This is a genomic window from Deinococcus apachensis DSM 19763 (assembly GCF_000381345.1).
In the GTDB taxonomy this organism is placed as follows: Bacteria; Deinococcota; Deinococci; order Deinococcales; family Deinococcaceae; genus Deinococcus; species Deinococcus apachensis.
The window spans coordinates 22,666-35,145 of record NZ_KB906401.1; the positions used below are offsets into that span (position 1 = coordinate 22,666).

Annotated in this window: 9 protein-coding genes; 7 read left to right on the forward strand and 2 right to left on the reverse strand. The window is 69.2% G+C overall.

The window, feature by feature from the left end; translation table 11 throughout:
• Nucleotides 1-33 precede the first annotated feature (33 nt).
• Nucleotides 34-2,748, reverse strand: coding sequence for a pyruvate dehydrogenase (acetyl-transferring), homodimeric type (gene aceE, locus F784_RS0108470; protein ID WP_019586297.1), 2,715 nt, complete (start codon nucleotides 2,746-2,748; stop codon nucleotides 34-36).
• 98 nt (nucleotides 2,749-2,846) lie between these two features.
• On the opposite strand from aceE, the gene F784_RS22685 reads away from it, so the two are divergent.
• From F784_RS22685 to F784_RS0108495, 5 genes are all read left to right on the forward strand, one after another.
• Nucleotides 2,847-3,437, forward strand: a complete 591-nt coding sequence (locus F784_RS22685) for a dihydrofolate reductase family protein (RefSeq protein WP_019586298.1) — start codon at nucleotides 2,847-2,849, stop codon at nucleotides 3,435-3,437.
• 527 nt (nucleotides 3,438-3,964) lie between these two features.
• Nucleotides 3,965-4,858, forward strand: a complete 894-nt coding sequence (locus tag F784_RS0108480) for a LysR family transcriptional regulator (protein ID WP_019586299.1) — start codon at nucleotides 3,965-3,967, stop codon at nucleotides 4,856-4,858.
• A 99-nt stretch (nucleotides 4,859-4,957) separates the two neighbouring features.
• Nucleotides 4,958-7,669, forward strand: coding sequence for a DUF4062 domain-containing protein (locus tag F784_RS24490; protein ID WP_051086955.1), 2,712 nt, complete (start codon nucleotides 4,958-4,960; stop codon nucleotides 7,667-7,669).
• Complete coding sequence (locus F784_RS0108490; protein ID WP_019586300.1) at nucleotides 7,626-8,489, forward strand: hypothetical protein; 864 nt, start codon at nucleotides 7,626-7,628, stop codon at nucleotides 8,487-8,489. Before F784_RS24490 ends, F784_RS0108490 begins: the two co-directional genes overlap by 44 nt.
• On the forward strand, nucleotides 8,486-9,163 hold the full coding sequence (locus tag F784_RS0108495) for a TMEM175 family protein (RefSeq protein ID WP_019586301.1): 678 nt from the start codon (nucleotides 8,486-8,488) through the stop codon (nucleotides 9,161-9,163). Before F784_RS0108490 ends, F784_RS0108495 begins: the two co-directional genes overlap by 4 nt.
• 30 nt (nucleotides 9,164-9,193) lie before the next feature.
• Here F784_RS0108495 and F784_RS0108500 read toward each other — a convergent pair whose 3' ends face one another.
• A complete protein-coding gene (locus tag F784_RS0108500; RefSeq protein ID WP_019586302.1) occupies nucleotides 9,194-9,661 on the reverse strand; it encodes a hypothetical protein in 468 nt (155 codons plus the stop codon).
• A gap of 256 nt (nucleotides 9,662-9,917) precedes the next feature.
• Here F784_RS0108500 and uvrB point away from each other — a divergent pair, with 256 nt between their 5' ends.
• Together uvrB and F784_RS27550 are read left to right on the forward strand one after the other, a co-directional pair.
• Entirely contained in the window at nucleotides 9,918-11,933 is a 2,016-nt protein-coding gene (uvrB, locus tag F784_RS0108505; RefSeq protein WP_026332371.1) for an excinuclease ABC subunit UvrB, read from the forward strand.
• 400 nt (nucleotides 11,934-12,333) lie between these two features.
• The gene (locus tag F784_RS27550) at nucleotides 12,334-12,468 is read left to right on the forward strand and encodes a hypothetical protein (protein WP_281166701.1); all 135 of its coding nucleotides are present in this window, start codon (nucleotides 12,334-12,336) and stop codon (nucleotides 12,466-12,468) included.
• The last annotated feature ends 12 nt before the right edge of the window (nucleotides 12,469-12,480 follow it).

The following is a 12,480-nucleotide window of genomic DNA, read 5'->3' on the forward strand; positions in this document are numbered from 1 at the left end:
GCGGCTGACCGCTGAACGCTGATGGCTGAAGGCTTAACGCAGGACCGGCGCTTCCCGCTCCGGGTCGATGCCCAGGTCCGCAATGGCCTTCGCCACCACGTCCCCTTTCACCTTCCCGTCGCGCTGAAGGGCGTACAGGGTGGCGAGGACCACATGCCGCGCGTCCACCTCGAAGAAGTCGCGCAGTTCCTCGCGGGCCTCCGAGCGGCCCCAGCCGTCCGTGCCAAGCGTCCAGACCTTGCGGCTCAGGTGCCCGTTCAGCCCGTCCGCCCCGAGCTTCACGTAGTCGCTGACCGAGACCAGCACGCCGGGCGCGTTCTTCTCGTCCAGTTGCGAGGCGACGTAGCTGACCTTCGGCTCCTCGGTGGGGTGCAGCATATTGCGCCGCTGGGTCAGCAGGGCGTCCTGGTGGAGTTCCTTGTAGCTCGTGACCGACCACACGTCCGCCGCCACGCCGTAGCCCTCCAGCATCTTCACGGCCTCCAGCGCTGCCCCCATGGCGGGGCCACTGGCGAGGAGCTGCGCCCGGAGCTTGGCCTTCGTGTTCTCACTCGCCTGGAAGCGGTACATGCCCCGGATGATCCCCTCCCGGATCTCGTCGTGGCTGCGGCCCTCCGGCATGGGGGGCTGGACCTCGTTCTCGTTGTCGATGGTGACGTAGTAGAACTCCTCGATGTCGTCCACGTACATCCGCTGAATGCCGTGTTCCACGATCACCGCGAGTTCGTACGCGAAGGCCGGGTCGTACACCTTCAGGGTGGGCACCACATACGCCTGGAGAAGAGAGTTGCCATCCTGGTGCTGGAGGCCCTCGCCCGCCAGCGTCGTGCGGCCTGCCGTCGCCCCGAAGAGGAAGCCGCGCGCCCGCTGGTCCCCGGCCGCCCACACCAGGTCACCGATGCGCTGCATGCCGAACATGGAGTAGAAGACGTAGAAGGGGATGGTCGGCACGCCGTGGTTCGCGTAGCTCGTCGCGGCGGCGATCCACGAGGCCATCGCGCCGTCTTCCGTGATGCCCTCTTCGAGCATCTGCCCGTCGGTACTCTCCTTGTAGGCCATCAGCGAGCCGAAGTCGACCGGCTGGTAGGTCTGCCCGCGCGGCGAGTAAATGCCGATGCGGGGCACGAGCGCGTCCATGCCGAAGGTCCGCGCCTCGTCGGGCACAATGGGGACGATCAGCTTGCCGATCTCCTTGTCACGCAGCAGCTTGCTCATGATCTGCACGGCGGCCATCGTGGTGCTCACCGCTCGGCCCTTGCTGCCCGCCGCGAACTCCTCGTAGAACTCACCGGTCGGGACGGTGGGACGGGGGTAGTCCACGATTCGCTCGGGCACGAAGCCGCCGAGTGCCTGGCGCCGTTCGAGCATGTACTTGATCTCGGGCGAGTCGGGGCCAGGGTTGTAGAAGTCTAGGTGCTCGACCTGATCGTCGGTGAGCGGCAGCTCCAGCAGGTCACGCAGGTTCTTCAGCGCCCCGAACTCCAGCTTCTTGACCTGGTGGGCCACGTTGCGCGCCTGCGCCGTCTCGCCCAGGCCGTAGCCCTTCACCGTGCGGGCGATGATGACGGTCGGGCTGCCCGTATGTTCAGTGGCCGCCTTGTAGGCCGCGTAAACCTTCCGCACATCATGCCCGCCGCGGTTGAGGAGTTCGAGGTCTGCGTCCGTCCAGCCCTCGATGAGCTTCTGGAGTTCCGGCGTGTTGAAAAACTTCTCGCGCAGCTCCTTGCCACCGAAGGCCGCGTACCGCTGCGACTCGCCGTCCACCAGCGCCTCGAAGCGCTTGACGATCTCGCCGTTGTAATCGCGGGCCAGCAGCTCGTCCCACTTCGAGTCCCACACGACCTTGATGACGTTCCAGCCCGCGCCGCGGAACAGCGCCTCGAACTCCTGAATCACCTTGGAATTGGCGCGCACCGGGCCGTCCAGCCGCTGAAGGTTCGCGTTCAGCACGAACACGATGTTGTCAAGGTTCTCGTAGGCAGCGAATCTGAGGGCCCCCACTGACTGCGGCTCGTCCATCTCACCGTCGCCCAGGAAGGCCCAGACCTTGGCGTTCCCTTTCGGCTTCAGGCCCCGGTTCTCCAGGTACTTGATAAAGCGGGCCTGGTAGATCGCCTGGATGGGTCCCAGACCCATGCTCACCGTCGGGAACTCCCAGTAATGCGGCATCAGCCAGGGGTGTGGGTAGCTGCTCAGGCCGGGACCGTCCGGGCTCAGCTCGCGCCGGAAGTTGTTGAGCTGCGCCTCGCTGAAACGCCCCTCCAGGAAGGAGCGCGCATAGATGCCGGGGCTCGCGTGCCCCTGGAAGAAGATCAGGTCGCGGTCCTGCCCCGCCCCGTGCCCCCGGAAGAAGTGGTTGAAGCCCACCTCGTACAGTTCGGCGCTGCTCGCGTAGGTAGCGAGGTGCCCGCCGATGCCGTCACTCTTCTTGTTCGCCTTGACGACCATCGCCACGGCGTTCCAGCGGATCGCGTTGCGGATCTTGCGCTCCAGCTCCAGGTTGCCGGGGTACTCGGGCTGCTGGTCCACGTCAATGGAGTTGATGTACGGCGTGTTCTGCTTGAAGAGGATCGGGGCGCCGTGGAAGTAGGCGTAGTGGTCCAGCTCCTCCAGAAGCTGCGCGGCACGGTCGTCGCCCGCATGCGATAGCACGTAGGCGAGCGAGTCGAGCCACTCCTGGGTCTCCACGCTGTTGAGCTTCTCCCGGTCCTGCGGCGGCAATTCGGCACGCGGGGGCATCTTCGTCATGCCGGTAGTCTATGCCCACCCATTCACCGCTTCCAACAGGGCAAAATGAGCCCATTGACCACCGCTGCTGGTGGATGTCTGAAGTCGGAGGAGGCGCCATGCGAAAAGTCGTGTTCCACGCCCAAAGCACCCTGAACGGCCGCATTGCCAACACGCAGGGAACGTTCTGGACCCCCTTCCCCTGGGGCGAGGCAGAGTCGGCGGCCTTCAACCGACATTTCCGCGCGGCCGATACCTGGGTCCTGGGACGAGTGATGTACGAGGCCATCGTGCCCTGGTGGGACGAGGTCGCCTGGGGAACGCCACCCAACGACGCGGCCGACCTTTCACCCCCCGACCTGGAGTTCGCCGCCCTGCAACAGGCGATGCAGAAGGTGGTGTTCTCCAGAACCCTGCCCGACGCCGAGGACCGGACCGTGATTCGCCGCGATCCGGCCGGGTATCTCCTGGCCTTGAAACAGCAGCCGGGCGGCCCCATCTTCCTGTCGTGCGGCCCTGCGCTCCTGGCCGAACTGGCCGCCATGCCCGGGCTGATCGACGAATACCTGCTCGCGGTCCACCCCGCCGTGCTGAGTGAAGGCCCCCGCCTCTTCGACGGCCTCTCCCGCGACCTCGCGCTGCGGCTGCTGGGCGCGGAGGTGTTCGAGGCCGGGGCCGTCCTGCTGCACTACGGGGTGGAGGCAAGCTGAGTGGACTGGAGGGGAAAGGCTCGGTGTATTTCTGGGGCCGGGCAGGAGGGCAACCTGGGGCTGCTACCCCCACCCAACCTCCCCCGCAAGGAGGGAGGAGTGACAGCGCCAAAGCTTCAGCTCTTTGAAAACTGTCTCTTGTGGACGGCCAATCGCCACAAGTGGCTGGTTCTCGCACGGCCTTCACCCGCCTTGCTCGCGCAGCGAGACGGTGGGCACGCGGCTGGGTACACAGCAGGGTCAAACCTTCGTCAGGAGAAACGACCCCAGGCGGGGCGGGCGAGCCCTTTGCCGAGCGCAGCGGGAAGCTCCCCTGCCCCCTCTGGGGGTAGGGGCTGGGGGTGGGGGCAAACAAGGGCAAGATGCCCGGCCCCTCAGATCGTGTCTCTCAGCAAACCGTGCCCCAGCCACCGCATAGAACTCTCGCCCCACATTCAGGCCCTCCTCTTCCAACAAAATCCGAAAGGCCAGCGCAGCAACTCGGCGCACGCCCGCCCCCACCCCCTTTCCCCGGAGAGAATCACGCCATGGAACTCCGCCACCTCCGTCATTTCGTCGCCCTCGCCGAGGAGGAACACTTCGGGCGGGCGGCCGAGCGCGTCTTCGTGGTTCAGCAGGCGCTGTCGAACTCCATCCGCAATCTCGAGGACGAGGTCGGCGTACCCCTCGTGCTGCGAACCACCCGGCGGGTGCAACTGACCCCGGCGGGACAGGAGTTCCTGGAGGGGGCGCGCGCAACGCTGGCCCAGGCGGCGCAGACGGTTGAGCGGGCCCGGCGGGCGGCCCGGGGCGAGGTGGGGCGGCTGACGGTCGGTTTCGTGGGTGGCCTCGCCTTTGGGGGGCTGCCGGAAATCGTGCGGTCCTTCCGCGAGCTGTACCCCAACGTCTCTGTGGACCTGCGCGAACTCACCGCCCAGGAGCAGGAGGCGGCGCTGCGGGGCGGGCAGATTGACGTGGGCCTGATGCTCCTGCCCGTGCGTGACCCCGGACTGGACTCCCGGGCGCTGTGGCGCCAGCCCCTCGTCGCGGCCCTCCCCGCCGGGCATCCCCTGGCCCGCAAACGCAGGCTGAGAATTGGCGACCTTGCGGGCGAACGCTTCGTCTTCTTTCCCCGCCACCTGCGCGCCACCTACTTCGACCAGGTCATGCGCTGGTGCGCCTCCGCTGGCTTCACGCCCAACGTGGTGCAGGAGGCCATCGAGATTCCCACCCTGCTCTCGCTGGTGGCGGCCGGGCTGGGCGTCTTTCTCCCCATCCAGTTCTTCGAGCGACTGTCGCTGCCCGGTGTGGTGTACCGGCCTGTCGACGACGCGCCCCTCATCGACATCGTGGCGGTCTGGCGGCGTGAGGAGGTGGGCGGCGGCCCCATCGTGCGCGCCTTCCTGACGGTGGCGGGGGAGGCTTTAGGCAATCAGACCTAGGCGGGGAACCGGAGGAGGTCCGGGCAAGGGGGAGTATGATGAATTTCACAAAGCGGGCCGGGCACCTGGCACGTCGGCCCCGCTCCAGGGAGGCTCCCCATGCCGGACCAACCCGGGCCGGACGAGACCGCGGCCCTCCAGCCGTCGCTCGCCCCGCCCCCCGTTCCCAGCGCCGCCATCCGCACCCCCGACCAGAAGCTGCGCGTGTTCGTCTCCTCGACCCTCCAGGAACTCGCGGAGGAACGCCGGGCGGCGAGAGCGGCCATCGAGCGGCTGCGCCTCACGCCCGTCATGTTCGAGCTGGGCGCGCGGCCCCACCCGCCCCGCGACCTGTACCGCGCCTACCTCGCGCAGAGCCACGTGTTCGTGGGGCTGTACTGGGAACGCTACGGCTGGGTGGCTCCCGGCGAACAGGTGTCCGGCCTGGAGGACGAGTACCTGCTGTCCGGTGACCGGCCCAAGCTGATCTACGTCAAATCCCCCGCCCCGGCGCGCGAGGCCCGGCTGGAGGAACTGCTGGGCCGCATCCGGGCGGATGACGCCGCCTCCTACAAGCCCTTCACCTCGGCGCGGGAACTGCGAGAGCTGCTGGCCGACGACCTCGCGGTGCTGCTCACCGAGCGCTACGAGCAGAGCCTGCCCGCCGGAGTTCCGGCGCCCTCCCCTCCCCCGCCCGAGCCGGAGCCGGGCGTCGGGGCACTGCCCGTTCCCCTTACCAGCCTGGTGGGGCGCGAGGGGGAAATTCAGGAGGTGACGGGCCTGTTCGGGGAGCCGGACGTGCGGCTGGTGACCCTGTGGGGGCCGGGTGGGATCGGCAAGAGCCGCCTGGCCCTGGCCGCCGCGGCGGCGCTGTCGGGCCGCTTCCGGCAGGGGGTCCGCTTCGTGGCCCTGGCGGCGCTGCACGAGCCGGAGGCCGTCCTGCCCGCCATCGCACGCGGGATCGGGCTGCGTGACCCCGGCGGGCCGACGCTGGCGCAGGACGTGCGCCGGGCGCTGGAGGGCCGCGAGCTGCTGCTTGTCCTCGACAACTTCGAGCAGGTCCTTCTGGCCGCGCCGCTGCTGACGGACCTGCTCTCGGACGCGCCGGGGCTGCGCGTGCTGGTCACCAGCCGCTCGCCGCTGCGCCTGAGCGGGGAGCGGCAGGTCGAGGTGGGGCCGCTGCCGCTCCCCGACCCCCGGCACCGCCCCACCCCCGCGCGGCTGCTGGCCTCGCCCGCCGTGCGGCTCTTTGTCGAGCGCGCCCACGCCGTCAAGCCCGACTTCGAGCTGACCGCAAGCAACGCGGCGGCCGTCGCGGGCATCTGTGCGGCGCTCGACGGGGTGCCGCTCGCCCTGGAACTCGCGGCGGCGCGCATAAGGCTGCTGCCCCCGGCGGCGATCCTGGCCCGGCTCGACCAGCGCCTGCCGATGCTGACCGGGGGGGCACGCGACCTGCCCGCACGGCAGCAGACCCTGCGGGGCGCCATCGACTGGAGCGTGCGGCTGCTGACGGATGAGCAGCGCGACCTTTTCACCCGGCTGGGGGTGTTCGCCCGCGGCTTCACCCTGGAGGCGGCCGAGGCGGTGTGTACGCCCGAGGTGCCCGACGTGCTGGGCAGCCTGGAGGCCCTGGTGGACGGCAGCCTGGTGGGGCAGGAGCCGCGCGAGGAGGAGCCGTGCTTCACGATGCTCGCCACCGTGCGCGAGTACGCCCGGGAATTGCTGACCGCCAGTGGCAACCTGGAGACGCTGAGCGCCCGCCACGCGGCCTACTACCACGCCCTCGCCGCCCGCGCCCGGCCCGAGCTGCGTGGCCCCACCCAGGCGGGGTGGCTCTCGCGGCTGGACTTCGCGCACGACAACCTGCGCGCCGCGGTGCGGCACGACCTGGACACGGGTGATGCCGCGGGGGCCGCGGGCCTCGCCTGGGACCTGTACATGTACTGGTGGATCGCCGGGCACCTCACCGAGGTCCGGGCCTGGATGGAGGAGGTGCTGACCTCGGGCAGGCCCCTGCCCGACCTCGCCCGGGCGCGGGCGCTGTACTACGCGCGCACGATCACCTTCTGGCAGGCGGAGGCGAAGCCCCTCGCACCCGACTTGGCCGAGAGCGCTGCGCTGTTCCGTGCGGGAGACGACCCCTGGGGGGCGGGCCTGGCATCCCTGTCGCTGGGGCTGGCGCTGGGCACGGCCCTCCCGCCGGACCCGGCGGGGGCGGCGGCGGCCTTCGGGGACAGCCTGGCGTTCTTCCGCCAGGCCCACGACCCCTGGGGCGAGGCGATGGCCCTCGTGACGCTGGGCCGCGCCGCCCTCGCCGCCGGGGGGGTCGGGGAGGCCCACGCCCGCTTCGGGGAGAGCCTGACCCTCGCCCGGGGCGCGGGGGACGACCTCGGCCTCGCCATCGCCGAGAACCACGTCGGCTGGACCTCCCTGCTCCTGAACCGCCCGGACGAGGCCCGGGAGCATTTCGCCGCCGGGCTCGCCCTCTCCGCGCGGCTGCATCACGATGAGGGCGTGGCCTACGGCCTGGAGGGCCTGCTCGCCGTGGCGGCGGGGCAGGGGGACGTGGGGCGAACGGCCCGGCTGCTGGGCGCCTCGCGCGCCCTGCGCGAGCAGACCGGCCTAATCCACAACCCCAACGCCGCCTTCTACCAGGGCGCGGTGGACGCCCTGCGTTCGGGGGCGGCGGCAACCTTCGCGGCCGAGGAAGCTGCCGGGCACGAGCTGAGCGCCGCGGAGGCCGTCGCGTATGCCCTGAGCGGGCCGAATGCGGCCCCAGGAGAGCCCCATGATCCGAGCCCAGCCCTCCCCGTCCCTGCCCCATCCCCGTGACGACCGGGTGCGGCCCGCCACACGGCGGCTCGCCGCGTTCGTGCTGCCCTTCCTGATCGTCGCCTTCGCGCTGCTGTTCTTCTGGCCCGCGCCGGGGGACACCGAGCGGCTCTTCGCCTGGACCATCCGGCCCCCGATGACGGCCATGATGCTCGCCGCCGCCTACCTGGGGGGCATCCTCTTCTTCGTCCAGGTGCTGCGGCAACGCTGGCACCACGTCGCGGCGGGCTTTCCGGCGGTGGGGCTCTTTGCTGGCCTGCTGGGCATCGCCACCGTGCTGCACTGGGACCGTTTTCATCCCGGCCACGTCAGCTTCATCGCCTGGGCCGGGCTGTACTTCACCACGCCCTTTCTGGTGCTGGCCGCCTGGTGGGTGAACCGGACGGCCGACCCCGGCACGCCGGACGAGCGTGACCTCGTGCTGCCGCGGGGGTGGCGCCTGCTGCTGGCCTGCGCCGGGGTCGTCACCCTCGCCCTCGGGCTGCTGCTCTTCCTGCGGCCCGGGACCCTGATCGGGGTGTGGCCCTGGGCGCTGACGCCGCTCACCGCGCGGGTGGTGGGGGCGCTGTTCACCCTGCCCGGGGTGGTGGGGCTCAGCCTGGCGCGGGATGGCCGCTGGAGTGCGGCGCGGGTCCTGCTCCAGGCGCAGGCGCTGGGGATCGTCGCCATCCTGGTGGGGGTGGCGCGGGACCGCGCGTCCCTCGACTGGGGGCAGGCGGCGGCATGGTGGTTCGTCCTGGGCCTGTCGGCCATGCTGGGGTTCTGCGCGCTCGCCCTGGTCACGCTCGACCGCCGGGCACGGCGTGGGGAAGGCGCATGACGGGGCGGCGGTTCCTGACCAGCCTGCGGCTCGACACGCTCTTCGACGGCGTGTTCGCCATCACCCTCACCCTGCTCGTGCTTGACGTTCGCCCGCCCGAGGAGCTGGGGCCGGGCGGCCTCCTCCCCGTCCTGCGCGGCCTGGGGCCGGAGCTGGCGAGCTACGTGGTCAGCTTCGCGCTGCTGAGCGTGTTCTGGCTGGGGCATCACCTGGGAGGCAGCCTGGTCGTGCGCTCGGACTTCGCGCACGCGGCGCTCAACCTGCTCGCCCTGCTCGTGGTCGCGCTTGTCCCGTTCTCGGCGGCGCTGATCGGGCGACACCCGGGCGAGCCGCTCGCGTACACCGTCTTCGGCACCCACGTGGCCGCCCTGTCCGTGCTCTTCTTGCTGAACTGGCGGCACTGCTCGCGGGGGCACCGGCTGGTCGAGGCGAACCTGCCTCCCCGCATCATCTCGCGCATCACGCAGATGGGTGTGGAGGCCACCGTCGGCTACCTCCTGCTGATTCCCGTCGCGTTTTTCGCGGCGCGTTGGAGCCTGATCCTCTACTTCCTGCTGATCCCCGTCGCCCTGGTCGAACTCGCCCGGCTGGCGCGGCTGATCGAGGGACTTCCGGCGGGCGGGGTAGAGGGGGGGCTGGAGCGGAAGGACGGGGCCTCGCAAGGAGTGGGGTAGACGGAGGTGAAGAGAATTAGGGCACCGGGATTAGAACTCCGGCCCCGGCTCCTCCTTCACCCTCTCCTGGTGTTCCCGCCAGTCACGGTGCCCGGTCCGCAGCGATTCCGGCAGGTCGTCCCGCCCCAGACGCCGGGCGACATTTTCCACTTGAGGCGTGAGGTGCCCGGCCATGTCCACGAGTGGCAGCCCCCCGCGCAACATGCCCGCCACCCACGGCTGCCCCGTCGCGTGGGCGAACAGCGCGAGAATGCTCTCCACCGCCCGGAACCCCTCCTGAGTTGTGTCCGAGAGCAGCCGCAATTGCCCGGGTAGATGTGGCAGCAACCCGGCGAGCCCGACTTCGTAAGCAGCGATGGTCCTGGCGCCAACACGTCCGGCCAGCAGGGGCTGGAAGCGGAGGCGGGAGAGTTCAATCTCGGCCAGGAGACCCAGCAGCGGCCCGTGGCTCCGGCCACCGAACTTCGCCACGACCTCGCACCAGACAGGCACCGCCACGTAGATGTCGCCCTGATCCAGATTTCACGCCAGACCAGTTCATAGGGCGGCAGGGCCTCATCCGGGTAATGGCCCGCTCCCTTGAACCAGTTGTACTCCCCTGGCCCTTCCGGGCGCATCCGCTCCAGGTCCCACGTGAACTGCCGTAGCAACTCTGCGCCAGCAATTCCAGTTAGCGGGACGTGAAGGGCATGGTAGGAGGGTAGTCCGCCATCCCGCTTACCTTCCCCTTACGTCCCCGGCGTAAAATAGTAGGATGCTACGGGTCCAGTCCGACTTCAAACCGTCCGGAGACCAGCCGACCGCCATTCGCAGTCTGGTGGATGGGCTGGGGTCGGGCCTTCGGTTTCAGACACTATTAGGGGCCACAGGTACGGGAAAAACGTACTCTATGGCGAAGGTCATCGAGGAAACAGGCCGCCCCGCCCTCATCATGGCCCCTAACAAAATCCTCACCGCCCAGCTCGCCTCCGAGTTCCGCGAGTTCTTCCCCGACGCGGCGGTGGAGTTCTTCATCTCGTACTACGACTACTACCAGCCCGAAGCGTACGTGCCCGGCAAGGACCTGTTTATCGAGAAGGACGCCTCCATCAACCAGGAGATCGAGCGTCTGCGGCACTCCACGACGCGCAGCCTGCTCACCCGGCGGGACACCATTGTGGTCGCCTCGGTGTCGTGCATCTACGGCTTGGGCGACCCCGCCGAGTACCGCGCGCTGAACCTCATCCTCAAGGTCGGCGAGAAGGTGGGGCGCGACGAGATCTTGGGCCGCCTGGTCACCATGCAGTACGAGCGCAACGACATTGAGATGGCGCCGGGCCGCTTCCGCGCGAAGGGGGACACCGTCGAGGTCTGGCCGAGCTACGACGAGCAGCCGCTGAGAATCGAGCTGTGGGGCGACGACGTGGACCGTATCCAGGTCGTGCATCCCATGACCGGAGACAAGCTGGGCGATCTGGACGCCACCATCGTCTACCCCGCCAAGCACTACGTCTCCAGCGCGGGGAACATCGAGCGGGCCATTGTGACGATCCAGGAGGAGCTGGACCAGCGGCTGGACTACTTCAAGTCGGTCGGCAAGCTGCTCGAAGCGCAGCGGCTCAAGGAGCGCACCCTCTACGACCTGGAGATGCTCAAGGTGCTGGGCTACTGCTCGGGCATCGAGAACTACTCGCGGCACATCGACGGGCGGACGCCGGGGGCTACGCCGTACACCATGCTCGACTACTTCCCGGACGACTTCATCACCTTTATCGACGAGTCGCACGTGACGGTGCCGCAGATCGGCGGGATGGCGAACGGGGACCGGGCGCGCAAACAGACGCTGGTGGACTACGGCTTCCGCCTGCCCTCGGCGATGGACAACCGCCCCCTGAACTTCGACGAGTTCCTGAGCAAGACCGGGCAGACCGTGTTCGTCTCCGCCACCCCCGGCCCCTTCGAGCGCGAGGTCAGCGACTCGGTGGCCGATCAGATCATCCGTCCGACCGGTCTGGTGGACCCACCCGTCACCGTGCGGCCCATTCAGGGCCAGATCGAGGACCTGCTGGGGCGGGTGCGCGAGCGGGCGAACAAGGGCGAACGCACCCTCGTCACCACCCTCACCAAGCGGATGTCGGAGGACCTCACCGAGTACCTGCTCGAAAAGGGCGTCAAGGCGCGGTATATGCACTCGGACATCGACTCGGTGGAGCGCCAGGTCATCATCCGCGACCTGAGATTGGGGCACTACGACGTGCTGGTCGGCATCAACCTGCTGCGCGAGGGGCTGGACCTGCCGGAGGTCTCGCTCGTCGCCATCCTCGACGCCGACAAGCCGGGCTTCCTGCGAAGCGAACGGGCGCTGATCCAGACCATCGGCCGCGCGGCCCGCAACGTGAACGGCGAGGTCGTGCTGTACGGCGACACCATGACCCCGGCGATGGAATCCGCGATGGAGGAGACCCGGCGCCGCCGCGAGAAGCAGATCGCCTTCAACGAGGAGCACGGCATCACGCCGACCACCGTGGTCAAGGGCGTCCGCAACGTGATCCGCGGCGAGGAGGTCGAGGGCGAGATCAGCTCCGAGACGGTCGGCGACGACCGCGACGCGCTGACCGCGCAGCTCACCGACCTGGAACTCGACATGTGGCAGGCGTCCGAGGACCTCGACTTCGAGCGGGCGGCCAGTCTGCGCGACCAGATTCGCGCCATCGAGGCGAAACTCCAGGGCAAGGAGTTCAAGCAGGCGACGGTGCCCGGGCAGAAGGTCAGGAGGAAGGGTCGGCGGTAGGGCGGGAGGGGAGCCGCCCCGTCCGATCGGGCAGCCCTCCTCTATCTGCTCAACGCCGGTCAGGCTGCACTCTCCGGCGCTGAACAGCGGGGCATATGCAGCACGCAGGACGCTTAACTTCTACTCCCGCTCGTTGTCCTGGCCGCCCACGGTGCCCGTGACGCTGTAGGTTTCGCCCTCCTCCCGCAATCGCAGCGAGAGCCCGCTGAAGCTGCGCCCACCCGGATCAGGCAACAGGAAGCAGAAGGCCAATTCGTCGTCAGCTCCGGCCTCGGTGTTCCACGAGGTCGTCCACGGAGGGATTGGGAAGCACGGTCACGAACGTTTGCTGCCCCGCGGTCGCCACCGCCGGGATGTGGGGTTCATCGGTCCCGTGATCGTGCCGCCTACCACGGCGGTGATGCGTGTCCCCTCCGCGTTCTGCCTGAGCGGCTCCTCCAAGCCCCGCCGCTCCTCTGCCGACAGCAGCCTCAACATCAACTCGGCCCTGAAGGCGCGGCCTTTGTCTGTTCTGCCCCCCAGCAGCCGGGTCTGACCCACCTGCAAG

What these genes read in the sequence shown, in the direction of transcription:
- aceE (WP_019586297.1), bottom strand. Translation starts at nt 2,748, where the DNA reads ATGACGAAGATGCCCCCGCGTGCCGAATTGCCGCCGCAGGACCGGGAG.
- F784_RS22685 (WP_019586298.1), top strand. Translation starts at nt 2,847, where the DNA reads ATGCGAAAAGTCGTGTTCCACGCCCAAAGCACCCTGAACGGCCGCATT.
- F784_RS0108480 (WP_019586299.1), top strand. Translation starts at nt 3,965, where the DNA reads ATGGAACTCCGCCACCTCCGTCATTTCGTCGCCCTCGCCGAGGAGGAA.
- F784_RS24490 (WP_051086955.1), top strand. Translation starts at nt 4,958, where the DNA reads ATGCCGGACCAACCCGGGCCGGACGAGACCGCGGCCCTCCAGCCGTCG.
- F784_RS0108490 (WP_019586300.1), top strand. Translation starts at nt 7,626, where the DNA reads ATGATCCGAGCCCAGCCCTCCCCGTCCCTGCCCCATCCCCGTGACGAC.
- F784_RS0108495 (WP_019586301.1), top strand. Translation starts at nt 8,486, where the DNA reads ATGACGGGGCGGCGGTTCCTGACCAGCCTGCGGCTCGACACGCTCTTC.
- uvrB (WP_026332371.1), top strand. Translation starts at nt 9,918, where the DNA reads ATGCTACGGGTCCAGTCCGACTTCAAACCGTCCGGAGACCAGCCGACC.
- F784_RS27550 (WP_281166701.1), top strand. Translation starts at nt 12,334, where the DNA reads ATGCGTGTCCCCTCCGCGTTCTGCCTGAGCGGCTCCTCCAAGCCCCGC.